This window comes from Thalassotalea sp. LPB0316, from assembly GCF_014898095.1.
Taxonomy (GTDB): domain Bacteria; phylum Pseudomonadota; class Gammaproteobacteria; order Enterobacterales; family Alteromonadaceae; genus Thalassotalea_G.
In genome coordinates this window covers 3,175,995-3,200,517 of sequence record NZ_CP062946.1, presented here as the reverse complement: position 1 = coordinate 3,200,517, position 24,523 = coordinate 3,175,995, and the positions used below count along the sequence as shown (strand labels likewise).

23 protein-coding genes are annotated in these 24,523 nt (G+C 45.7%); 4 read left to right on the top strand and 19 right to left on the bottom strand.

Features of this window, described 5'->3' with window-relative positions; genetic code table 11:
• Positions 1 to 163 precede the first annotated feature (163 nt).
• Positions 164 to 700 carry a type IV toxin-antitoxin system AbiEi family antitoxin gene (gene abiEi, locus LP316_RS14430; RefSeq protein WP_127693169.1) on the top strand — a complete coding sequence of 179 codons (537 nt, stop codon included), beginning with the start codon at positions 164 to 166 and terminating at the stop codon, positions 698 to 700.
• A complete protein-coding gene (locus tag LP316_RS14425) occupies positions 690 to 1,610 on the top strand; it encodes a nucleotidyl transferase AbiEii/AbiGii toxin family protein (protein WP_193021829.1) in 921 nt (306 codons plus the stop codon). Before abiEi ends, LP316_RS14425 begins: the two co-directional genes overlap by 11 nt.
• A gap of 64 nt (positions 1,611 to 1,674) precedes the next feature.
• Here the strand turns inward: LP316_RS14425 and traA are convergent, their stop codons facing one another.
• The 6 genes from traA to traL form a co-directional block, all read right to left on the bottom strand.
• On the bottom strand, positions 1,675 to 2,061 hold the full coding sequence (traA, locus tag LP316_RS14420; RefSeq protein ID WP_193021828.1) for a TraA family conjugative transfer protein: 387 nt from the start codon (positions 2,059 to 2,061) through the stop codon (positions 1,675 to 1,677).
• A complete protein-coding gene (gene traV, locus LP316_RS14415; RefSeq protein ID WP_146008853.1) occupies positions 2,058 to 2,630 on the bottom strand; it encodes a type IV conjugative transfer system lipoprotein TraV in 573 nt (190 codons plus the stop codon). The genes traA and traV overlap by 4 nt, the downstream gene beginning before the upstream one ends.
• Positions 2,631 to 2,704: 74 nt before the next feature.
• Positions 2,705 to 3,994, bottom strand: coding sequence for a TraB/VirB10 family protein (locus LP316_RS14410; protein WP_193021827.1), 1,290 nt, complete (start codon positions 3,992 to 3,994; stop codon positions 2,705 to 2,707).
• A 2-nt stretch (positions 3,995 to 3,996) separates the two neighbouring features.
• A complete protein-coding gene (locus tag LP316_RS14405; protein WP_193023913.1) occupies positions 3,997 to 4,893 on the bottom strand; it encodes a type-F conjugative transfer system secretin TraK in 897 nt (298 codons plus the stop codon).
• Entirely contained in the window at positions 4,877 to 5,503 is a 627-nt protein-coding gene (locus LP316_RS14400; protein ID WP_000667167.1) for a TraE/TraK family type IV conjugative transfer system protein, read from the bottom strand. Before LP316_RS14400 ends, LP316_RS14405 begins: the two co-directional genes overlap by 17 nt.
• The gene (gene traL, locus LP316_RS14395; protein WP_000433891.1) at positions 5,500 to 5,781 is read right to left on the bottom strand and encodes a type IV conjugative transfer system protein TraL; all 282 of its coding nucleotides are present in this window, start codon (positions 5,779 to 5,781) and stop codon (positions 5,500 to 5,502) included. Before traL ends, LP316_RS14400 begins: the two co-directional genes overlap by 4 nt.
• A gap of 288 nt (positions 5,782 to 6,069) precedes the next feature.
• Between traL and LP316_RS14390 the strand changes: the two genes are divergently transcribed.
• On the top strand, positions 6,070 to 6,657 hold the full coding sequence (locus tag LP316_RS14390) for a plasmid-related protein (RefSeq protein ID WP_193021826.1): 588 nt from the start codon (positions 6,070 to 6,072) through the stop codon (positions 6,655 to 6,657).
• Positions 6,658 to 6,683: 26 nt separating this feature from the next.
• On the opposite strand, the gene LP316_RS14385 is transcribed toward LP316_RS14390, so the two are convergent.
• The 13 genes from LP316_RS14385 to LP316_RS14325 all read right to left on the bottom strand — a co-directional run bounded on the left by LP316_RS14385 (position 6,684) and on the right by LP316_RS14325 (position 23,433).
• A complete protein-coding gene (locus LP316_RS14385) occupies positions 6,684 to 7,319 on the bottom strand; it encodes a DUF4400 domain-containing protein (RefSeq protein WP_000033754.1) in 636 nt (211 codons plus the stop codon).
• A complete protein-coding gene (locus tag LP316_RS14380; protein ID WP_103201387.1) occupies positions 7,306 to 7,866 on the bottom strand; it encodes a conjugative transfer protein in 561 nt (186 codons plus the stop codon). Before LP316_RS14380 ends, LP316_RS14385 begins: the two co-directional genes overlap by 14 nt.
• A gap of 9 nt (positions 7,867 to 7,875) precedes the next feature.
• A complete protein-coding gene (traD, locus tag LP316_RS14375; protein ID WP_193021825.1) occupies positions 7,876 to 9,696 on the bottom strand; it encodes a conjugative transfer system coupling protein TraD in 1,821 nt (606 codons plus the stop codon).
• A 48-nt stretch (positions 9,697 to 9,744) separates the two neighbouring features.
• Complete coding sequence (gene mobH / locus LP316_RS14370; RefSeq protein ID WP_193021824.1) at positions 9,745 to 11,895, bottom strand: MobH family relaxase; 2,151 nt, start codon at positions 11,893 to 11,895, stop codon at positions 9,745 to 9,747.
• A gap of 119 nt (positions 11,896 to 12,014) precedes the next feature.
• Positions 12,015 to 12,488, bottom strand: a complete 474-nt coding sequence (locus LP316_RS14365) for a hypothetical protein (protein ID WP_025611291.1) — start codon at positions 12,486 to 12,488, stop codon at positions 12,015 to 12,017.
• Entirely contained in the window at positions 12,488 to 12,769 is a 282-nt protein-coding gene (locus tag LP316_RS14360; RefSeq protein ID WP_025611290.1) for an ECs_2282 family putative zinc-binding protein, read from the bottom strand. The genes LP316_RS14365 and LP316_RS14360 overlap by 1 nt, the downstream gene beginning before the upstream one ends.
• A gap of 93 nt (positions 12,770 to 12,862) precedes the next feature.
• Entirely contained in the window at positions 12,863 to 13,717 is an 855-nt protein-coding gene (locus LP316_RS14355; protein WP_025611289.1) for a restriction endonuclease, read from the bottom strand.
• A gap of 102 nt (positions 13,718 to 13,819) precedes the next feature.
• The gene (locus LP316_RS14350) at positions 13,820 to 17,056 is read right to left on the bottom strand and encodes a type I restriction endonuclease subunit R (RefSeq protein WP_193021823.1); all 3,237 of its coding nucleotides are present in this window, start codon (positions 17,054 to 17,056) and stop codon (positions 13,820 to 13,822) included.
• Positions 17,057 to 17,070: 14 nt separating this feature from the next.
• Positions 17,071 to 18,288, bottom strand: coding sequence for a restriction endonuclease subunit S (locus LP316_RS14345; RefSeq protein WP_193021822.1), 1,218 nt, complete (start codon positions 18,286 to 18,288; stop codon positions 17,071 to 17,073).
• 2 nt (positions 18,289 to 18,290) lie between these two features.
• Positions 18,291 to 20,882, bottom strand: coding sequence for a type I restriction-modification system subunit M (locus LP316_RS14340; RefSeq protein WP_193021821.1), 2,592 nt, complete (start codon positions 20,880 to 20,882; stop codon positions 18,291 to 18,293).
• A gap of 8 nt (positions 20,883 to 20,890) precedes the next feature.
• Positions 20,891 to 21,823, bottom strand: a complete 933-nt coding sequence (locus tag LP316_RS14335; protein WP_193021820.1) for a WYL domain-containing protein — start codon at positions 21,821 to 21,823, stop codon at positions 20,891 to 20,893.
• 317 nt (positions 21,824 to 22,140) lie between these two features.
• Positions 22,141 to 22,440: a hypothetical protein gene (locus LP316_RS14330; protein WP_032469903.1), complete on the bottom strand. Its 300-nt coding sequence runs from the start codon at positions 22,438 to 22,440 to the stop codon at positions 22,141 to 22,143.
• A gap of 87 nt (positions 22,441 to 22,527) precedes the next feature.
• Positions 22,528 to 23,433 carry a 3'-5' exonuclease gene (locus LP316_RS14325; RefSeq protein ID WP_193021819.1) on the bottom strand — a complete coding sequence of 302 codons (906 nt, stop codon included), beginning with the start codon at positions 23,431 to 23,433 and terminating at the stop codon, positions 22,528 to 22,530.
• 640 nt (positions 23,434 to 24,073) lie between these two features.
• Here LP316_RS14325 and umuD point away from each other — a divergent pair.
• A complete protein-coding gene (umuD, locus tag LP316_RS14320; RefSeq protein ID WP_031500429.1) occupies positions 24,074 to 24,523 on the top strand; it encodes a translesion error-prone DNA polymerase V autoproteolytic subunit in 450 nt (149 codons plus the stop codon).

The following is a 24,523-nucleotide window of genomic DNA, read 5'->3' as shown; positions in this document are numbered from 1 at the left end:
TTCATCACTGTGTAAACTAACCAAGTCCTTTTAATACCCCCCAGAGGTCAAGTTGACAAATTTGACAGCTTTTAGCGTCATTATTGTACACTTGCGCTCCATAAAAAATAAGTCTACACTTATGACATGTTTAAGTGTCATCCTTGATAACTAGAGGCGTATTGTGAAAAAGGCTGAGGCAATTAAAAAGCTCTTAGAATATGACAAGCGTGGTCGCTGTGTTTTTACTAATTCAGATCTGGCGAAAATCTTTCATCAAGATAATGAACGAGCATTGCGTGCGGGAATTAAACGTTTGCAAGACGATGGCTTACTCACCCGAATCATTAATGGTGTGTATTTATACAATTTAGCGCAGTCGAAAGGCAGCGATACGTTGGAGCAAATTGCTAAAACTATTCGACGTGGAGAATATAACTACATTAGCCTGGAGTCTGCACTTTCTGATTTCGGTGTTATTTCGCAAATTCCAGTAGATCGCTTAACGGTTATGACAACGGGGCGTTCCGGTGAATTCAAAACACCTTTGGGTACAATTGAATTTACGCATACGAAACGAGATCCAATCGATATTATAGAAAATACCAGTTTAGTCGGCAGACCACTTAGGTTAGCAACGAAACAAACTGCATACAGAGACTTAAAACGAGTTGGCCGAAATACACATTTAGTAAGCAAGGATGGGCTATATGAAAATTGATCAAGAAAATTTCGCGCTATTGGTGAATAAAGCAATGCAGGTTGAAAATGTATCTCATATGCGTTCAGTGATAGAGAAAGAGCTCTTACACTACGATATTTTATTTGCGCTAGAGAAAGGTGGACTTCTAGACAAACTAACTTTTCAAGGTGGCACGTCGTTACGACTTTGTTATGGAGGCAATCGTTTCAGCGAAGATCTGGATTTTGCTGGCGGGAAGGATTTCAGCTCAGCAATGTTGGCAGACATGAAACATTGTATAGAAAAGTACATTGGCGAACGATACGGGCTTGAAGTGACAGTAAAAGAACCAAAGGATCTAAAGCAAGATCCTAAATATTCTGAATTGAGCATTGATAAGTGGCAAATAGCGGTAGTGACTTCTCCTGAGAGAAAAGATCTGCCAAAACAAAAAATCAAAGTAGAAGTGGCAAACATTCCAGCCTATACAAGAGAGCCGCAACCTCTTCAAATAAACTACGATTTTTTGCCTGATGGATACAGTGATACGCTAATTCTGACAGAAAGCTTGGATGAGGTCATGGCGGATAAAATCATTTCTTTACCTGCCACTACAAGGTATGTCCGCCACCGAGATATATGGGATTTAGCTTGGTTACAGCAACAAGGCGCGACACTCAATATGGACTTAGTTAAAAACAAGGTGTCAGATTATAAACTTGAGCACTTCAACAAAATGTTGGAAAACTTTCTCGAACGACTTCCTGATATTGTGTCTAGTGAAGCGTTCATTGCAGAAATGAAACGTTTCTTACCAACAGATGTATTTGATAGAACCCTAGCTCAGGATAAGTTTCAAGTTTACCTGCAAAATACTTTGGCGAAACTATTTAAAACTGTGAGTAACGAGTTACTAGGCAACGTTACAAATAATGAATTTAGAATGTAAAAATTGGGTCCACAAAGCAGTGACTTTGTAGACCCAAACCTTTTAAAGGTCTCTATAGAGTTTATCAGGTGCCCAGTAAAACGGCGCTGATTGCTGGAACAGTTGTGCCAATAACTTCTTGAGTGCTGGCAACAACAGGTAAGGTTGCAGACATAACACTTTCAACGACTGTTGGCGTATTGTAGAGACCCATACCGCCACCAATGCCCAAGGCAAAAGCCATCAAGCTTTGGCGAGCGATACCGCCCACAATACCCACCAGAACCATGGCTCCCGCTACGATCCGTCCCAAAGTACCTTGGGTCCAGTCTTTTAGGGTATCCCACACATCGGAGAAAGCATCACCACCGGTGCCCGCAAATGAGGGCTCCGAAATCATTAACGCCATCAAACCAAGCGCACCAATGGTCATTAGGCGCTGAGTTTGAATGCTGCGAACTGCATTTGTCATTCGTTAGTTTCTCCGTAGATACTCAAGTTATCGCGCTTACCATCAGCTCCCGCTGAGGCTGAATCGCTTTGAGTCTGAAGTGGACGTAGCACTGGCGAAACCGTTCGAGGTGCTGACACCCCAATATCCCACCGGCGCGGTTCAATTTCGGTAAACACGTAGCTGGATAAATTCAGATCTCCACGGTCATCCTCCCAAGGCGCAATCCAAATCCGCATCACCCTTGAAGGAATGCGAAGAGGTGCAGATTGCTGCGTCTCAGGTAATGCTGGATGGCTCAGCAGTCCTGTCTCTAAATCAGATTGTGAATACCCAGAGGGAGAACCAATTCGAGTCGCCACAGCATCAATCGTCTTGGGTGCAGCGCCATTACTGGTAAGCTCATAGACTTCACGAGCGGATAAACAGCGCACACCGTCAGGCATACCTGGGCATCCATATTCACTACTCCCAAGACCCAATGAACTACAGCCAGACAATAAGGTTGAGCCGACTGCCAATAAAAGTAATCCAGCTTTAGACCACTGTTTTGACTGGTGCTTTGGGTTGTTCTGCATTGATGTCGTCATGGTTAACTCTCCTCTGGATACACATCTTATTGTCTGAAACGGACTTCGATCGGTTAGCAACATGCAGAATTTTTTCATCTTCTTGCACCTCCCCCTTGCGAAGTGGCCAACGACAACGAGGCACCACGAGTGACTATGACTTCAATTTTCCTTGCAGCGTCTACCTCTATAACTGGGAACATATTTTCAGCCATGTCCAAATAGAACTTGGCCACTCGATCCAATGCTTTACCTGTGCCTTTAATCGCAGCGCCCTGTAATGCTTCTTGGCTCATGACTTGCTGGTACAACTGAGTATCACCGGCATTACCCGTCTGAATCGTCGGCACAGGATTTACATCAAATGCGCCTGCCAAACCCTGAAGGAATCCGGCCATCATTGATTTGGCCACCAGTTGGCCTTGTTTCGACACTAATCGGCCACGAATACCGGCTTTGCCGTCTTCACCCACGGCATAAGAATCCAGTCGTGTTTCAATGACGCCACCATCTTCTCTCACACATGAAATGGTCTCGCCTCGCAAATAAGCACGCTCAGAGCTCAAATCACCGTAACCTGCGGCGATCAAGAAACACTCTTTGATATCCGCTCTAAATCGATTGGGTAAAATGGCTTCCTTTTGAATCCTCAGCAATGCAGGAAAAGGCTCGCGTCTTGCGGACTCGTGAGTAGGTGCATCCAAACCTGTGATCAAAGTACCCGAGATGATGCTGCCCGCCGGTAGATACAAAGGCGGCGCTTCTTGCACAACAACCTCTGGTTCGACAACCACTTCAGGCTCAATCATACGAATCGTGATTGGCGGCAATGGAACATCCCGAGCTCGTGTACCTTGGCCATTTGCTGGCTGCTGATAGAGCGGATCAGGCAGCGGCGCATTGGCAAAATAGTCGTCTGGGTTAGACGGCAGTGGCTTTTCTTCTTTAGGCAATTCCATGGCAGATAAAGGCACTTCAAAACGGCTATTTGTGCCTTCAACTGCTGCATCACCTCCAGCGTGAAAATCATCAAGTTCCGCTCTAAGGCGGGCCAGCTCCGCATTGACTTCACTTGGTATAGAAGGCGAATCTGGGCTTAGCCGTCCTGAATCGACGTCACGACGCAAGCGCTCAACTTCACGACGTAACTGTTCATTGCGCTCACTGAGTAGTTTTACGTTCGCAGCCAAACTATCGACCCCAACATCACGAGTATTGGTATCCGTAAGAATGTGCCGAATTGTTTCCTGTCGGTTCCGACTACTTGAGCCATCGTCAGGATTAGGTGAAAACACCATCACCATAAGAATGAGACCACCAGCAATACCGGCAACCGATAGGCCCCGCTTCATGTTCGGGCTCATTTGTTCCCATTGTGCTTTCATCGTTATTCACCTCCCACAAGAAGCGAAGGTCGCTGACTTTCCACCGCTTCTTCACGATGATTGCGAACAACCACATACAACTCAGTCTTTTCACCCGGTAACAAGATATTGCGAGGCCAGTAGGCGCTTGCCACTATATCCGGTGCATGGCAGGCTAATTCACTGGCTTCTATCGGCTCATCGGCAAAGCTTTCAACCAGTCCTACATAGACGGTGAAGTAATGTCCCGACACAATTTGCCCCTGCTTAAAACCAAACTTTAAGCCCGGCTGAAAACATTTCGGGCTTGTGTCAGTTTGGCCAGCCAAACGGATGTCATAGCCTTGTGGTAACTCATTTAGTGCAAGGCGTCTGAGTAAATCACGTAAGCTATCGACGTATGGCTGAGCCGTTTCCCAAGTGGCGGCTTTTCGGTTCACGACGCCCTTAATAGGCCACTGCTGACCATCAATAGCTAAGGTGATTTCACGCGGTGGAATACGACGAGGCACTAAGGTGACTGATAATGCGGGCGCTTCCTGACCAGGCGGAGTGATGTAAAGTGAAACCGGTGATTCTTTGTCCGTGGCCACATATACAACATTCCCCTTGATTTGCGTCTGAGCATCACTGGTTGTTCTCACCTGAGGCGATTCAAACGGCGTCACAATCCGATTCAGATGGCCAAGTGCTACAGGGATCAGTTCATTAACCCCCGGTGTCATCATTAGCGTTGTTGGCACATCCGTTGAAGCCGTATTGGTTTGAGTCGGTGGATTTGCAGTAGCAGACTGCTTCATCACACTGGCTGGCACAATCGGCAATTCCACGTCTGCATACGACGCTTGAGATAAAAGGACGCCACTCAAGCTCATTGCGATTAAGCTTGGTGTCATCCATCGACTAATTTTGGTTCGCATCATTCACCCTCCGGTTTTGCTCTTGGGTCAACTTTTCACGAACGCGCTTCGTTCTAGCTTGCCCCTCATACGTATCCATCCAGCTAAGTTTTGGACGGTATTGCTCAATATCGATGTCAAACTCATAGGTGCGAGTTTGGCGCTGCTCATCTCCAGATGGCCCAGAAACCAAGGAATAACCGGTCACAAAGACATGGCCGGTTTCATACTCATACTCCACTTGTCTGGGTTGGAATTTGAGCGTGACCCGGTCTTCGCGGATTTGTCTTGCCTGAATCTCCAGTGCATCGACCACTTGCTGGTACACCGCTGGAGAAAGTAGCGGCTCAATGGCAACCCGGATGAAAGACACATTACCTGGCGTCACGTTACCCATAAGCTCAGCCAGGTAGAGTCCCCAGGATTCAAGGTAAGGTTGAGTGGCTTGGTTTCGTGACACTTCAGCCGGTTCAGACAAAGTTGGTGGTTGAATGGCTACCACGGTATTGCGAGAAAATGCCGCTACCGCAAGCAGCAAATTAGATAGCACCAGCACCGCAATCAGGAACCGTTGCCATCGGTTCTCTAATTGCGTGCCTTGCCATGATTTTAAAAATACGTCGAACTTCACGGCAGATAGCTCCTGATAAATGGGTTAGGGATCGTCTTGGCTTTGGTTGGCAACAGTCCAGCCCAGTAGATGGCGTGAAGAATAAAACCATCTGGACGACCATCACGAAAACGCCGATAGAGCTTGGTTGTCACCAACCCCAACAGGCATAAAACCAAGGCATTACCGGTAAAAATGCCGATCACTAGCCCCAACAGAATGGGAGCCATCTCATCGGCACTCCAAAGCAGGAAGTGCGGCGGGTCATCGATATAGGATGGAATACTCACAGGTTCCATAGTCACTCCTCGTTGTTTGAATTGAGAAGTGAAGGATGCCTTGGGATTGGCAGGTTCAGTGGTCAGCTAGATGCCGAATTCTTGAAGGTTTTGAGGGTTCTACTCAGACAATACTAACAATTGATCTTTTTGATGCGGTTGATATGATGGGGATATTGGTCGTGTCGAGACCAGCTGCCCACTTTAGCAAACCCGGACGGGACGACATGCATATCAAATTTATTTTTTGCTTAGGTTTTTTCTGCGACCTCGGCAGTGGGCACCGTATTCGCTAATAGGAGAAACTCAATGCAAATTACTAAAATCATTTCCTCTGACACGGTTGAACGTTTAAAGCAAAAAGCACGAAAGCTTAAACGTGAAAAATCTATTCCACACACTCAAGCACTCGATGAAATTGCAGTAACTGCTGGTTTTAATCATTGGAATCAGGTTGTACAAGCTAATGACGTACTGAAACCATCAGAAGTGGCATTATCTTCAGGATGTGTCATGGCTTTTGATGTCAAAGATGGTATGGATGTCGATACCAGTGATGGGGTTTTAATTGAAGACCACTTCTTGGAAATGCTTACTGAAAAGCAGCTATTTGAAATTTATGTCAATTCCCCTGACGAGGACGATGAGCAAAACAGGCTACTAAAAGAAACGCTATCGGATTCAGAGCTTCATGAGTATTTTCGAGATTATTGCTCATTCATGTACTTTCGTCTTGCCGAGCCTCATGCAAACAAACCGCTGAAAGAAGTATTGGCTCTTATACGACAGTACTCGTTTTGGATGCCGCAATATATTTGGCTTCAAGGTCACCTTATTGATACTTATCATTTGCCAGCGGAAGACGAGAATGGCAATACCGTAGGCGTAAGGTTTTAGCTCTACAAGATGAGGCCTGATGGGCCTCATATCTTCTTCTGCAAGTGACTTAACGCCAACCCCGCCATCAACGCCAAACCGATGATCATCGACGGTAACACCACAGGAGGAATAGCCAGCGGGGCGAACAATCCCATAAACAGCAAAATGACACCTGAGCCCAGGATAATCATGCTGTAGCGGTGAATGATAGGGCTCGAAAAATCAAAGGTTGTCTTCTTAATCTTCCAGGTCATTAAGCCATCCCACAACGCCGGTAACATGAGAATAAGCGCAAAGGGCAACCAGACCATCAGTAAAGCAAATCGAGTGAACACTTGGTACAACACATCAAAAAATGCCTGAATACGGTCTTCTACCCAGACAAACCAAAAGCCTCCCATGTTCTCCATCCCTTTAGAGCGCAGTCGCTGCTCTTCAGTGGGGATTAGAAAATCACGCACAGATTGCTCCATCTGCGTATCCACAACCCATGATTGATACCAGCCATGGCTAGTTTGACCAATCCAATAGCTCGTTTGTGCGCCCAATTGATTTTGGATCATCTGCTTCTCTTTACTAATGACCCGGCCAGTCCAATCACCGGGCACTAACACGCCAATGGCAATAATCTCCAGCATCAGTGCCAGACACAGCAGCCAAACCGACTTATGCTTGCTCATGCCAAACATCCTCTTCTACTCGGGCCAGCATGGCTGCAACGGTTGGCGTCATAATCCGGGCTTTAATCACTTGTTGAAGCCGCTTTGTCGTCGTATGACCACTGACATAACGCACATCGATGCGTCCTTCAGCCAGATACGCCATCCGATTTGGACGATTACGAATCCAGGAGTAGAAATACACACCATCCACGGCGGCCCATTCGAAATGGTCAGGATCACGCAGGCGAATCCCCGTTAAAGCACTGGCGGCAGTCCAGGTCAGCGCCTCAATGAAATGCCACAGGCGTACACTGTCATCATCACAACTAACTTCTTCATAACTGCCCAAGCCATTACAAAGACACAAATCAAAGATGGAATGGCCATCTAACGTGAACGCATCCGTTAAGTAGTCCGCCAAGCAATACACCGAGGCCAAAGCATGAGGCCAGTCGGTTTCAAGCAGTCTTAAGGTTTCCTTGAACTGGGGGTTATGTTGCTGCCACTGAGCGAGCATTTCTTTACTGGTAAGTGTTGTCATTTTCAGACAGACAGAATGATGCATACAGACTCCTTATGCTGCCTGTGTAGCGCTGGTTAAAATAGGAATGCGGCCTTTGATCACGCGGCCACCTGAAAGCTTGGCGATGTACTCCAGGTTGGGAAGCTGGCCTAATAACTGCGGTGGAAACATATCGCCTTCTTCCTCCATCAAGCGTTCGCCATGATTGCCGGTAAACAACGCGGGGCTGTCCGAGTTGGACGACATACCTTGAGTTTGCATGATGTACTGCAACCGAGTCTTAGGCAGATTGTCAGTAATGTACTGCTGCGTTTCGGCGTCCATCACCCGAAGGGCTATCAAGTTGTTGATGTTACCTAACACCTGGCGAGCCTTAGCTTCACTGCCTGTACGAGCTGCAAAGTCAGCAAAGGTCTGAGTAGCAATAACACAACGCATTTTTGCGCCACGGCCTTTGTTGAGCAGTTGAATGAAGGGATCGTTGACGACTTCAGCCGCCTCATCGATGAAGATATTTACGGGACGATTTTCAACACCATAGTTATAGCGGTCACCGGCCACGGCGGTGAGATCGGATAAAAGCAACGAACCAATGGCGCTGCCAACCATGGCGTCGGTCAATGAATCCAACCCGATATAGGCCACTTGGGCATTGTTGATAATACGGCCAGAATCCGTAATTAACCGGCTGTCATCCACATCGTTTGCAATCGGTGATAGCAATGGACCTAGTTCACTTGATGTGAGCATATTGAGCACCGGCATCAATGAGGCCACCATCTTTGAATAGTGGGTTCTGTCATGCTCAAACATACTCAATAGCCCCTCTAAATCAGTATTGGCGGCAACGGGCTGAATGCGTTCGTAGTAGAAAAGCAGCATCGCCATAGCTTGTTTAGCCAAGGTATTGGCCTTTTCGGTAAAGCGCTTGATCTCCACACTAAAGTTCGGATACACCTGCTCCCCCCAGGCCGTGACGGCTTTTACTACCAAGCCTTCTGGGCCACCTTCCAAGAATCGTCTCAGTGTTTTCAGATCAGGACGTTGTGACGTAAGCAACAGACCTTGCACTATGTTATTCAGTGCCATTTGACCAAAGGCTTTAAATGGATCAGCACCGGTTTCAGATGGGATTAATGCCGCAATTCGGCTGGCAATTTCAGTACCCCGGTTAAAGTTCCTCAAGGGATTAAGACGTACTGAATGCTCTGGAAAACCCGGATGAAAATACACAAAGCGCTCAGGACTACCGGCGGCAATACAGGCTCGCTGCGCATTATCCTTAAGTTCTTTGTCGCCCTTGGGGTCAATAATAATCACGGCTTCATTGCGCAAAATGGCCTGGGTGATCATCGCATCAAAGCATCGGGTTTTTCCGGCACCGGTCGTACCAACTATTAAGGTATGCCCCTCAGTGTGACCAACTGGCTGGTACACATCTTCTTCTTTGGGCTCGACACCATGAATCCAGGTCGAACCCATTTGCTTGCCGTGACCTTGGTTAAGCAAGGTTTGCTTATCCCGCTTTAGGATTTCATAAGCGCGTTGGGCATGGCGTTGGTCCCACTCAAAGCCATAACCTAACCACAATTCATCAGGATGTTTTGCCATTACCTTTTGCAAATGCGACAGCGCCATAAATGCCAATGGTTTGCCTTTTAGCCCCATCTGCAACTTATAAAGGCGATAAGCCTCAGGCAGGCGATACAACGCCATGCCCGAGGAAATCCCTGTCATCCACCAAAATGGCTCAGGTGGTAGCTCAGTCAGCATTTCTGCGGCAATTGCCCCAGTTGCTCCGACCAGCCAACCTGCTGCTGCCATGGCTTCATAGTTCGTGCGCCAAGGCATCTCGTATGCGTTTTCTTTCATTCATGCTCCGCAAAATAACCGTTTGCAATCCGATTAATATCAAATGGATTAACGTTCAGCGTGAGCGGTAAACAGAACCGTTTCCCCCTCATCAAACTGGCATTGGTCACTGGCCGAGATCCCCCGAAGCAGCTGTCCGGCTGGAATGCCATGTGCATTGGCGACTTGGCGTAAGGTTTGAATCGTGACGCGAATACCATCGGCACTATGATCCACGTCTGGGTAATCGCCATCGGTCAGTAAGATGGGCAAATCTTTCACAAAACTAACCATCTGTTGCCGCTGCGCGTGTTTGGGGTCTGTACTTGAGTTCGCATTGGCCGCAATCGGCTTTTGCTTACGCTCCGCTCTTGTGGCGGGCTCTTTTGCTTGGGCATTGGTTATATTAATTCGACTCGGACGCTGTGAAGCCTCTTTGTTCTGAATTGCTGTCACTGATTCTGCGTCTTGTTTGGAAAGGTCTATCAGTGCAGTTAGCCCTTTAGAAATCGATACCTTCAGCAGTAACCCTTGCTCCTGAACTCCATCATTTGTAGTCACAGTTCTGGCTTTACGCGTCGGGTTTGCCGGATCTAGTTCAAGCCAATCTAACCGACTGAGTTCAGCAAGCAGTTTTCGGGGTGCACACCAAGGTCTTACGGCATCGGGATAGCGGATCAGAAGCTGTTCACCAACCATAATCAACGCACTGCTGGCCTCTGGGAACCACGCCAAAGATTCAGGGAGATTCAATGCCTCTGCATCTTGCTGGTTTACGTTATTTGAGATAGCGCCATCATATGAATTGTTAGGCTTTTCGCATTCATCACCTGGGGCATTTTCAGTTGCCTGGGGGGTACTAACATCACTGGCATGACGAAGTTCATCATCTTGTTCGGACGGTTTTGTCGATGGCGACTCAGTCGAATTATTGAGTTCAATTGATGATGACGCTTCAGGTAAGTCTGGATGCTCACTGGAACGACTCTGAGGTTCTGCTTGTGTTTGCTGCGTTGCTTCCCACTCAGATTTGTTAAACAGTGTCACACCACTTGGTACATTCGAGCTGAACAATAAATCGGCCTCAGATATATGCAGCATGGGTAGCCAGATTGGCTTGCCGTCTTTGATCAGCACTTCAGGGGCAAAGCTTTCATATCGCTCATTTGAGGCGGATTTAGTGGCCAATCCTCGCTCAATGAGGATGTCCGCAAGGGTATCGGGATCTCTTGGAATGCCAGGTATCTTGTCTTTGGCCAACAGCTCAATGATTTCCTTAGCCGCGCTTTTCCAAACCAGGTAAAGATGGGTTGATTGATTCGATTTTCGTATCCAAACTCTGGCATCTCGCTGATTGACCAACCACTGGGAACTGGCAAGCAATCGCCTCATAGCATCAAGTAGATAGCGTTCGACTGGGACACCAAGGGCATTGTCGTCAACGGAAATTCGTTGAGCTTTCAGGTCTCGCTGTACACTGGTTTGGTCAGCTTCAATGACCAGTTTAGACAGGACATGCTCTGGATCGGTATTGCCAATTGCTTCCAGCATGGCTTGCAAAATTTCAGGGCCCGGTTGGGTTAACCAGGCGAGCAACTCAGGTGTCATCACCCGGTTTAAAACCAGAATTGAAAATTGCTCGTGCCGCTTGCACCGTCCGTCGCGCCAGCGAATGAAATAGCGTTCAATGCGGTTATTAGTGGCCCACTGGGATAAGGTTTCTAAAAATGGGTTCCACTGATAGCATCCATCTTCGTCTGTGATGGACAAGTCTGAAACAGGCTTACCAATATCATGGAACAAACCGCCTAATGCCGCCGCAACACGCCACCTTGGTTCAAGCTCTTTTTTCTCAACTGGAGTGCCACTGGCAACGAAGATGATCCCTTCAGCAGCTTGTGCCGCCCAGAAAGCAACTTCCAACGAATGACGTAATAAACCACCCGCACCACTGTGATGATGATGCTCAGAAGCTGGCAGCAAGTGGACATAAGCAGCCAGATGATCAATGCAGGGCTGAATTAACCTTTGAAAATCACGCTGGTTGAAGCCAAGTACCTGGCGCAGTTTGGCAATTAGCTCGTCTTGTGTGGACTGCAAATCCTCGGGTGACGCAGCAGGCAACCCCTTCAGAAATGGCGGATAGCGTGGAATGTCTGCATCCAGTTGAGATGACAGCTCTGGTATTGCTTTGGCTTGAAAAAATAGGTTTTTGAACATGATGAACCTCCGTCACGATAGTGTGAAGGTTCTTTAGCAACTGAAGATGTTAGATAGCTGAAAGAAATATGCATTTATCTGTAGTTGTTTTCGTTCTAGTGAAAAAACCGACAGTTACATTACAGTGTGGGGTAAGACAGCTTTTCATTGTAAGACTGGGCATCATCTTCCCAAACTAGCCGAACAACATGCTTTCGTTTCGTTTGCATATGAACAGCGGCTATTAGCTCAACGGCTTGATACTTTTCGAGGCTTTCCATTGGAAATTTGTCAGTCACTTCTGATTCAATAACTAAATCGTTACCTTCGGGGAACTCAATTCTGACGTTTCTTGCAGTAGCAGAACCTTTATTCCAAACCTTAAGCCGATACTTACTGCTGCCAAGTTTTATAATTGATGCACCAAGGTCAGCTTGCTTTCCTTTCAGAGCATCTTCATTTTCTTTTTCCAAGAGAATGGTGTTTAGCTTTTCCTGGCTTTCGACAAGTGACTTCTGCCTCTTATTAAAGCTGACCGTTTGCCATGTTGCGTAGCTAGATAAAAGGAAAGCTAATCCAGCTATCACATCACCTACATCAATAGTTACCGGCATTACCTAATCCTTATATTCTTGCTACCAGAAAAAGCCTTTTTCAAAGATTTACGTAGTTCGTCTTGAACGTCTTTTAAAACTTCTTCCTTGATTTCAGAAAGGTGCTCATCAATATTTTCGCTATTCTCTTGAATAAGCTCATCTTTATTGAACTCTCGGTCACAAGATGCACAAGTCATTACTTGTATTGTTTCATCGCAACCGTCTTCGTATGAAAAGTCTGAACAGCCACAAGTCGGGCAAAGCAAGCTTATACTTCTATTGTATTTTTCAGGATTCATTCTAACTTCCCGTTATGTTAGTGGCCGTATTTAATCGCATATATTCAAGAACTTGAAAATGCATTTTGGAGTTCTCTTGGTGCTTATTAACAGTTAAAGGCCTAAAAACCAGCTAGGATCAACTGTTACTTTTTCAACCAACTCTGTTTTAACGCCTAAACTAAGTTCCTTAAGTTTATCGGCTAACTGATCACCATCGACCAAGTCAATCGGAGCAACGCCATCACGGTTGGCTTCTTCAATGGCAGCTTTTGTAAAGCTACCTGTAGTGATAAACATCCCACGATCAGCTCTACCAACGGTTGCGCCCCTAAAATCACGGATCTCGGGAGCCCCAACGGAACCTTTGTACTTTTTACACTGAAAAGCGATATGAAAGCTCATCAAACCGTTGATTCGGGCAATTCCTTTGCCATCGATACCACCATCACCCGTGCGGCCAGTCACTTCAACATGGATAAAACCTGATTCTCTCAATAATCTCTGTGTTAGTCGCTCAAACGCATCCGGGCTCATTTCTTCAATTAGCACATGATGCAGTTTTTCACGCCAAAGCATAGCCTCTTCTGGGGAGTCATCTGACGACAGTTCTGGAGTAGATGTCGTAGCATTAGCCTGTTCAGGCTTGCGGTCCAGAGCTCTAACAAAGTTGACAATTTCTCTGCTATCAATTTCCGGTTCCTGTCTAGCTTTATCTGTAAGTGCCCATACGCCACGAGATGAGTTTTCAAGGTATCCAGCTTTCTTCAGATAGGTTCTAGCCCAAGCTAATCGATATCCAACCTCTGTTTGGCTACTTTTTTCGGGGTTGTGCAGAACAGCCAAAGTACCCTCATCAAACTTCTCAAGCTCGACAACTTCTTCGTAAATCTCGTCGATGCTGCCTGAGCCCCCAAGGTTAACTAATGCCTTTATTAGCGGGAGCATAAGCTGATCAAATGTGACCATTATTTTCCTCCTGGATACTTTTTCGTAAAAACAGCGACCACTCTCTCACTGAGATAGCTGAATTAACCAAGTTAACAGTGCAAAGAGAATGAGATTGGCTACTCATGACTCTTCCATTACTCCATCAAGCATATCTACTACATCATTCAAGAGATCATCAGCCTGAGCAAAAATAAACTGCTTTAAAAACTGATCGATGCGAATATTGAGCTTAAAGGGCGGAATGCTTAGGCCATCTAATTTTTCAAAATAAACTTTGGCTTTTGCCTTATCAACAGTGTCTTTAAGCGCGTCAAAGCGACCGAAATTATTAAGGTTTTTCTCATTGACACTATCGTTTAATAAGCTAATAAGCTGGCTTTTATCTAAACCTAACGCATTAACAATGGCATTAATCTGGGCGTTTTCAGCATTGTCTTTGTAGGTGTTGATGTAATCTCTGAAAGTATGGCCTTCTATTAACTTTGCATCGCCACGCTGTAAATCATGTAAGAAAAGCTTGGCGTATTTTTGTTCAGCTTGCGTCAGTGAAGAAAATGACTTGTGCAGTTCGTTAAGCGTAAGTTCAATGCTGGCTTGATCATTATGCTGATTTAGCTCTTTTAAATATTTATCGAAGCGACTATTCATATAGTCGGCATCAATCTTTCCTGTGTCGATTTCCGTCAAATAGCCACTAATATCAAAAGGCACATCTCCGCCACCCGCACCACCACCATCACCTTTTGATGCGAGCTCTTTATAACGCAGCGCAAGGCTCAGGTAGGTTTGTTCATTAATGGCGAGAGTAACCTCATGTTCAGTGCCATTTTCGCCTGTTGAAGCGTCCGTCGTGAATGTATAAACCGACTGCTCCCAATGTAAACCTTGTACCTTCGCGGCTTCTAGATGCTGGTTAAATACTTTAAATAGTTCAGCAAACTTTGCGCACGCCTCAACATCTTCTGGCAGCTTTTCAAAATTCGCCACACCGGCACTAATGAACAACTCGGTAATATCACCGAATAGTTCATTCATTGCTTCTAAGTTACTTTCTAGCCTATCAACAAATAACCCAATGGGTCTGTCGCCAGAGTATAGTTTTACCGCATCATTAATATGTTGCTCCATCGTATGCGGGTAACGATAGTAACGGATAACACCATGAGGCTTATCGGGGCCAAACAATCGATTGGTACGAGAGAAGGCTTGGATGATGTTTTGGTATTTAATTACCTTATCTAAATACAAGACATTCAGCCACTTGGAGTCAAAACCGGTGAGCATTTGGTCTACAACAATCAATAAATCCAACTGTTTTGTAGGATCGGTATGAATACGCTCATAAGGTTTTTTGTGAGCAAGGCGTGCGGCTAGATCTTTCTTAAATGCTGCATGACGGGCAAAATCAAAATCGTGGCCATAACGCGCATTATAGTCACGGATAATTTCATCCAAACCATCACCTTTAAACGTTGGCCCACGGTCGCCACTGCCATCATTATCAATGTTGGGATCAAACAGTGCTGATACTTTTAAATCAGGCTTAGCAGCCTTTAGCAGACGGTAATAATCAATGGCTTCAGCAATACTGTTAGTAGCCAAAATCGCATGAAACTTATTGCCTTGGCTTAGCACATCCCATTTGTGCAGAATATCTTCTACCACTTTGGCTTGGTGAGTCTCGCTTAGGTACTGACTTTTAGGTACGTAATCTTCAATACCTTTGTGGTATTTACCTGTAGCGTCTTTGTAGCCAGCCATAGGCACTTCATTCATAAAATAATTAAATTTTTTCTTTTTGACAGGATTATCCATTGCTTCCGCTACAGATCCCGCCTTAGCTTGCTCTAGGGCGACAGCCTGCCTTAAGTCACCATCCCTAAAAGTAGGAACTTTATAGGGATCAAAGCCGAGTACGTTACCATCGCGAATACCATCGGCTATGCTGTAGCGGTGCAGCTCGTTGCCGAATACGGTACTGGTAGTATTGCCGTTTTTTTCATTTTCTTCTTGGATAGGCGTGCCAGTAAAACCAAAAAACAAGGCGCGGGGAAAGGTGCGTTTAATAATGATCAGCATGTCGCCAAACGTTGAACGGTGCGCCTCGTCAATAATAAATACCAATCGTTTAGCGCGGATTTTTTCAATATCTGCCGAGTTTGTTGCAGTGCCTTCATCATCCACTTCTTCAAAAATATTACTCATTTTTTGAATAGAGCTAACAATTAGAGTATCGGCTGGGGACGTGCTTTTTAGCTTAGTTACCAATACATGAGTATTTTCGGTGGCTTGTACATCTTCACCATCGCCTGCAAAATTACGGTATTCCGCCAGCGACTGGGTGCCCAACTCGATGCGATCCATCAAAAAAATGACTTTATCGGCATCTTTTGATTGGGCAATGAGCTGTGCTGATTTAAAGCTGGTCATGGTTTTGCCCGAACCTGTGGTATGCCAAACATATCCACCCAGTCTGTCTTTATTATTGGCACTGCCCAGTTGTTGCCAGTTGGTTTTGGCTACCTTATCCGATATCGCATTGGCGGCGTAATACTGATAACTGCGCATCACTTTAAGCACACCATCGGTATCATCGGCAACGGTGTAAAAGCCAATCAACTGGTGCGCCATGGGGATGGATAACAGTGTCGAGGCAATATCTTTCCAATGGTTCATGGGCTCGTTGTTAAAATCGGCCCAATTGAATTGGTAATCTGGGTTAAACTTGCCATCTAGCCCTGGGTTAGCAAAGTATTTGGCCTCATTAGGCTCCATGGCGACAAACACTTGAATGAGTGAAAACAGCCCACTAAAAATACCTTCTTTGGAATACTTTTCGATTTGGTTAACCGCTTGGCTAACTGGCACGCCACTGCGTTTAAGTTCAACATGAATGACCGGCATACCGTTAATCAGTAACAACACATCACCACGTCTGTCATTACGCAGTGGGCTGCCGCGTTCAAATTTCGGCTGCTGGACGATTTGGTAACGGCTTTGACCAGCAGCAATTTCTTGGCGGTCATAGATTTTTAGGCTGACTTCTTTGCCAAGATGCAAGGCATCGGCGGGGTTATCGCGCTTAATGGCCACGGTTTTGCCGTTAATTAACCCATTGAGTTTAAGCGGTGTTTTTAGCTCTTTGATCTGTTCAATAATCTGCTGCATTTCCGTTGCCGTCAGTGGCACGTCGTTTAAGCGGTCTTGCTGGCGATTGTTTTCAAATAAAATGTTCGCCCAGTTTTGCAGTAAGTCCGCTTCGGTTTTGTTTTTGAGTACCTCAGGCTCCCATCCCTTATGAGTAAGCACCTCGATAAATGCCTGCTCAAATTGTGCTTCGGTTTTAAACGTCGTCATGTTGGTGCTCCCTGCTAAACAAACATTTTGCTCAAGCAGGCTTGCTTGATGTTATTAAGTTTGGTGATTTGTTGTTGGTGTTGATTTATTAGAGCATCAAGTTTTTGGAAGTAGCTGCCAATTCTTTCTTGTTCTGCTTCATCGGGTGACAAGTAACTATAAATATTCAGCTCATCTCTATTTATTTTTGGCATACCAGTACGCGATGAAACAGACACCGTATATTTGTAAAAATCTTCAGTTTGCAGAATTGCATATAAATAATTCTGAACCACTCCATTTTTTGCACTCAAAACATATGCGTCGGCACTTGCAAGACCTTCAAATGGCGCTATAACATACTTTGCTAGTTGAGGATTGATTTTCCCATAAATAATGTCACCCTTATTAAAGTGGAATTTCCCGCTTATTAAATTGCTATCTTTTACTTTTAAGACATTGTTATAAAACATGCCGGTGAAAGACTCTATGTTCCCTGGGCCGACATGAAATAGCTCGCCATACTGGCTAGACCTTGGATCAACCATATTTGTTGAAATATCAACCGTATCTCGCCAACTGCGCACCTCCCACTCACCACTAAACCCTTTAAAGCGGATTTCAGGGATCGTTTTGCCTTGCTTAGGAAACATCTTTTCCAGCATGGCCTTTTTAAGGCTGCTGAGCTTTTCATGCTTTTGTTGGTGCTGGTTGATTAGGTTGTCGAGTTTCTGGAAGGTGTTGCCGATTGCGGTTTTTTCTTGTCCCTCAGGGAACATAAATACCATGCTATTAAAAGCGCCATTGGTAATCTGATTAATAGTTGCGCCTAAGTTTTTCTCAACTTGCGCTTTAAATTTATCAGTATCAAACAATGCATTAATAAACTCGGGGTAACTGGCTCGCACCCCAGTCATAAAAGCCCCAATAACGGTGTTATCCATCAATGAGTTAACTTGTGCATGCTTTCCAATTAAAGCTCTTGAACCGTTACGAACAACAACAATAATGTCACCTTCTTTCACATTACTGCAATTGACTACTTCAGGATTCACATACACATTATCGGCCTGAACAATTTGTCCATTCTTAACATTCGAAGAGCGAATTACAAAAACCCCCTCTTTTCTAATATCTTTTGGTGAGTATGTAAGTCCGCTAAAAAGCTCAACTTCATGATTTAGGGGCTTTTCTACCCATTCATCACTAAACCCCTCAAAGCGAAGAACAGGCACATTCTTTTCAACATTCATGCCTATGCCCCCTTCAACAAGCTGGTAAGCTCATTCAAGCCCTGCATATCAAACTCATTGCCGGTGAGTTCGCCCATCATGTCAGCTAGTTCTTGTTCGGTGGTTTTAATCTCATTAGCCACTTGCGAATAGGTCACCGCATATTTATCGGCAAGGGATTGTACTTGGTTGGTCAAATCTGAAATCACGACACTTGGCATGGCAGCAAGCTCTTGGCTTAATGGCTCGATCCATTTTAGGTGCAGCAATTCGTACACTTGCTCATCGCTTAACCCTTCGATGGTGGTTTTAGTTTTTAAGTGCAGGGCGACTTGTGCTTCTTTGACCGCTTTTTTCAGCTTCTTCTCTTCGTCGATGAGTTTACTCGCCGCAATTATCTTGGCTTCGTAGCTTTCCTTTTCAAATTTAACTTTGCTGTCTTTCTGTTCTTTCAAGAAGGCTTTGGCCGCCTTGGCCACTTCGGCATTGGCAAAGCCGTCTTTGCTTTCTTTTACTGTGTCTTGCTCTTTGTCTTCTTCACTTAGAGATTCAAGTATTTCGTCCAGCGTGCTAGCGATTTCGGCAAGGCGGTTTTCTTGTTTTGCCAGTGCCGCTAGGTCATCGCTCAAGTAGGTTTGTTGTACTAAATCAAATGGCATGATGTGGCCTTTCCAGCCATCTTGTACTTCGGTGTCTTTGCCCTTAACCTTTTTAACCACGATATTAGGGTCAACTTGCTTAGTGGCGGCGAAGCCTTCGGTTTGCATCACTTCCAAATCGGTACTGATAACTTGCCATTGGTTGTTTAAAAACTGATAGGCCTGGTACTTGTCGATGAGGGCAACGCTGCTTAAGCGTGTGAATAACTCGGTGCTTAATTCAGGCTCTTGCTGGTTACGGTTAACATCTTGCCAGCCTTGAATAAGTGTATTGTTCAAATAGTCATCAAATCCAGCAAAAGCTTGGTTATAAGCACTGATAAATTCGATGACTTGTGGATGCAGGGTAATGGTTGCATTAACGTCTCGTTTGGCAATAGCTAATTCACTGTAGGCGGCAGACTTGGCCACAAACAGCGCATCATGCAATTGCGGGAATGATTGCCAATATTGGTGTAACTGCGCAATTTCGCTATTAGGGATACCGCCGAGCATAGTGGCGTGTAAATCCCAGCTTTCAGCCGCTGGTGACGCATCTACATAACGGGGTATGTTTAAGTTGTAGCCATTGTCGCGCAGGGTTTGCTTACTCACCACTTGCGAGAATTTTTCGATGCTGTCGCGGTTAATGACCGCATCAACAATGCGCTTGATGTCACTGGCTTGCAGTTTATTGTTTTTACCTTCTTTAACAAAGTGCTTGGAGGCATCCACAATTAATACGTCATTGTTTTCACGCTTCTGCTTGAGCACCAAAATAACGGTAGGAATACCAGTACCAAAAAAGATGTTAGCTGGTAAGCCGATAATGGCATCAATGTGGTTTTGCTCAATTAATTGCTTGCGAATTTCCCCTTCTTCACCACCTCTAAAGAGTACGCCGTGGGGCAAGACAATGGTCATAATGCCATCGGGTTTTAGGTGATAAAGATCATGCAGCAAAAAGGCAAAGTCTGCTTTGGTTTTGGGCGCTAAGCCAAAACGCGAGTAACGTGGGTCGCTGTCTTTAAAAATTGGGTCCCACGGTTGCGAGTAAGGCGGGTTAGAAACGACCGCATCCACATACAGCGCATGATAAGTACCTTGCGGATCGTTTTCATCAAAGTATGGCCAATCGTCTTCTAAGGTGTCACCGTTACGGGTTTTGATGTTGCTGGCTTTAATCCCGCGCATGATCAGGTTCATACGAGTCAAGTTATACGTATTGGCTTTCAACTCTTGAGCATAATAGGTAATGCTGTCTTTGCTTTTGGCGTATTTTTCGACCGCTTCACCAATATTGATCAGTAACGAACCCGAGCCCGACGTTGGGTCGTAAATCTCGATGGTGTCTTTGTGTTTTAATTCGTGGGCGATGATGTGCGACATCAGTACCGAGACTTCATGCGGCGTATAGAACTCACCGGCTTTTTTACCGGCATTGGCGGCAAATTTCTCAATCAGGTATTCATAGATGTAACCCAGTACGTCATAGCCTTGCTTACCGTTCATTGGGATACTTTTGATTAAATGAAGTAAGTCACTAATGGCTTTAGTACGTTTACCCGCGCTTTCACCCAGTTTGCTAAGACCCGTTTCGAGTGTGGTGAAAATACCTTCAAACAATTTTTTGTAGGTAGGAGAAATCAAACGGCTAAAGGCGGATAGCGCATCGCGCACGTTAGACTCGTCGAAGTCGGACTCTGGAGCAATCCATGTTGAAAATAAGTTATCATAAGCGATGAAATAGCCTAGATTGTCTTGAATGTACTTGACCGTGTCCGCGTCTTCTTCGTTTAGGGCATTAATGTCTTCAGGTGTCATGCCCTCTTTGGTGACAAACTGAACTAATTGGTCGCTCAGGTACTTGTAAAAAATGAAACCTAAGATGTAGTCTTTGTATTCGTTAGCTTCGATTTTTGAGCGCATCTGGTTTGCTGATTCCCAGATTTTTGCGGCTAATTGTTGCTTGTTCATGTTATTTCCTATTCTGTGACCATATCGAAACCAGGCGCAATCGCAAGGTTACCGACACCGTATAAAGTTTGATAATTTTTTAGCCATAAATGGAATTCGGGTGTTTTTAACTGAGCCTCTTTGGAGCAATCGACATTCCAAAGCCGAAGCATGTACCCCGCAGTTGCTGCTCTGATTTCAACCTTCATCACGCCCTCCGTCATGCCATAGTCCAGCTCTATCGCTTCGCTGTGCTCTATGCGTGGGTGTGGCACTAACTCCAGCTCTACAAATCGGTTCCATTGCCGGTCTTGGGTTTCGAGCTCGGTTTCAGACAACCTCGAATCCTCAAGCACAACCGCTGCTTTAATTCGGGTAAGCACAAAGTCACGGAACTCATTATGCTTGCGGTCATAACCACGAACGTGCCAACGCAGGCCATTGTCTACCAGCGTATGCGGCACAATTTCACGCGTGGTTTCACCGCTCGATAACGATACATAGGTGATACGCAAGGCTTTGCCTTTGTGTATGGCCTCGGTGACTTTCGCTACTATCGATAAGCTCGGCTTGTTAAGGTGATAAGGCGCTTCACACGCAAGAGGTGGTTTTACCTTTCCAGTAAAGCCATCGCCGTACCCTTGGCTAATGGTTGCCAGCGTTCTCACAACGTCGTAGTCGAACAAGGGCTCAAATGCTTCACCGCGCTTGTGCAACTTGAGCTTTTGGTCATACTCAATGTTGCCTGGCGCAAGCTCTCTGTACATGGTGAAGTCTTTCGTTGCTTGTGCGGCGGCTATACTGAAGCGATCGACTAAATCCGCCCGCACCGCTTCGCCCTTAAACAATAAGGTGAAATCGATGTGGGCAATGCGATCCCTGGTTGCTTGTGGCAACTGCGCTATCTGCGAAAGCCTATCTGACTTCGCCACTACCGTTTGTTTCAGACCATCATTTGTCATGCGTCTTGTTTATCCAATTCAACCAGATTCTTAAAACTCTGTTTATAAAATACGGACCGACATCGCGTAATCACATTGAAAAGCGTCACTCAATGCTGCTCTTTATCCGCAATGACTAATCAATCTCTACCGGTTGAAGCTGGACAGATGGCCATAAAACACTGAATAGGCTTCAACCTAATTAATTTTATTAGGTATCATCCTATCACAAATTATTTTGTAGGGAAGACTAAGCGGCAACTTTTTGATCTTGATTGCAATTGCCGCTCAGTTATGGGCGTGAAGGCCTTGTTTCGTGTCATTGCTGATAGCCGCTATCAATGCGCTACCCGAACCAGTGGCACCACGATGTTACTGCTTTGAGACTTCCCTTTTTCCGAGTTCGTGGACATCAGGGCTCGTTGCTCACTTTCCCGAACACGCCTAGCAACTTCTGCCTGGGCTGGTAGCAATGGCAGCATTCCTTCAGCAATCGCGTCTGGGGCAGACTCTTGGCCACAGGACATCAAGTGCTTCCATGGATCTTTAAGAAAGCGCTCGAACGTGATGCCAAATTCAATGATGCGGGCAGAGACGAAGATTTCGCCCCAGTATTCAATGTAGGTGTCTTGGTACATGGAAAGATTCCTCTTGTTGGTTAAACCATGAGTTCACTTTCCATTTTCCAGAGGTTTTCAAATATGCAAGGCTTGCCTTGTAGAGAGCTACAAAGCTTTAAATCGATTGCGGGCATCTTTGTAGTCATAGTGGGCATGTTCTGAGCCACGATGATACAAATCATCCAGGTAAGTTTGTTCCTGCGGCAACTCGTCTTCGCTGATTTCGCGCCACCAATGTTTGTTGGCACCTTTAACACCGTCATGCCAGCGGTAACCACGCTCTTTTAAATAGTCCTTTACGTCAAACGGCGCACCAAACGCACGAACTAACACAGTTCGCCTGTCTGCTTCAGACAACAAGTTTGCAACGGACTCGGGCAACAAATGAAACAACCAGGCCATCGCCAAACAATCGGTTGCAGCTCGGTGTCCTTCATAGAACCAACCTAAGCGAAGCAGCAGGTACTCAAGCTTTCGACTTTCAAAACCCAGCGCCTTCCAATCTATTCCACTGGCTGAACAGGCCCAAGATAGATGTCCTAATGCAGCAAAACGCTTTTCAAAGAAAGGACGATCAAACTGTGCATTGTGCGCAACCACCAGCGGATCATCGGATAACCAACTCGCTACCAGAGCATCATCAATGCGCTGGCCTTGCACCATCTCATCGGTGATGCCGGTTAACTCGGTAATCAGCTCGGGGATTGGCTTGCCGGGATCTTCATACAGGCTGATCACATCAACAATCGACACAATCCGCTGAGCAGAGGGGCTGTAAAGCACCTTAACCATACCAAGCTCAATAATGGACTCATCATCGGCAGACAGTCCGGTTGTCTCTGTATCGAGCAGCACCATTGGCTGTTCATCACCGACCATAGGAGAAAGTTCAAGTGGCCAGGACTGCGGCTCACGGGTTAATGGAATACGCTCCAGCAATCTAAAATCTTCTGGTCTTTCTGGGATATCCGTGAGGCGCTCTAGCGGAAATGGCGCAGGGGCTCTTGTCATTGATGGTTCCTCTTCAATTCTATTGTTCGCTTTAGGTGATTTCACTGTGCCACAGGTTTTTCTAAATGCACCTTGGATACCTAAGCGTTTTTTTAATCTTTCTACTGGGTGAACCCATGTATGAAGGCTTTGGCTAAGCCTTTCAGAAAGCCTTAGCTAAACCCTTTAGGTAACCCTTACCGATACCCTTTACGTATGGCTTAGCCAACCCCTTTTCAAACGGTTGCAAAAGGCTTGAACCGAGTTCGACTGAGCATTTTAATGGTGCTCCTAACTTCGCTTTAAGCCAGTAAATTCAATACGAAGCAGAATTTTACTAACTGTTTTTAAACCCTTTGCAAAGGGTTCAACAAGCCTTGTCTGACGGTTACTTGACCCATGCGTTAACCAGTAGCAGTAACAGGATCAGTAACAGAAACAAGAGCAGTAGGCAGAAGCAGTATTGTCCAAGCCTTGCAGGCTTTGACGAGGGCGAGCGATCCCCCACATCTAGTTTTTCAACACAAAAAATAAATCACCGACAACACAGCGTCTTGCTCGAACAACTACAGTTTTACCTACAATTTTACTTGTAGAAATCAGCATAGCATTAGATACTGTATAAACAAACAGTATCAATTGTGATTTTTCGAGGTTCGTCATGAGTGTCTCGCTGATAGGCCGTAGCGGCGCACTTGCCTTCATCAAAGCCAAGCGCCTTCGTATTCCATTGTTCATGGAACGTGTTTCTGCTGGTTTTCCCTCCCCAGCGCAGGATTATGTTGAGCAAACGCTCGACCTCAACGAGCTGTGCATCAAGCGACCAGCTGCAACGTTCTTTGTGCGTGTTGAAGGTGATTCAATGATTGATGCCGGGATTCACCCAGATGATATTTTGGTGGTTGATCGCTCTGTCCAAGCAGAACACGGTGACATTGTCATCGCTGGTATCCATGGTGAACTCACGGTAAAGGAGCTTCAACTAAGGCCGTGCGTCATGCTGCTCCCAAGAAACCAGGTGTATGAGCCCATTCATATTCCTGAAGGGACAGAGTTAGAGATATTTGGTGTGGTCACCAATGTGGTGCGAAACATGCGCCGCAAGTCGTGA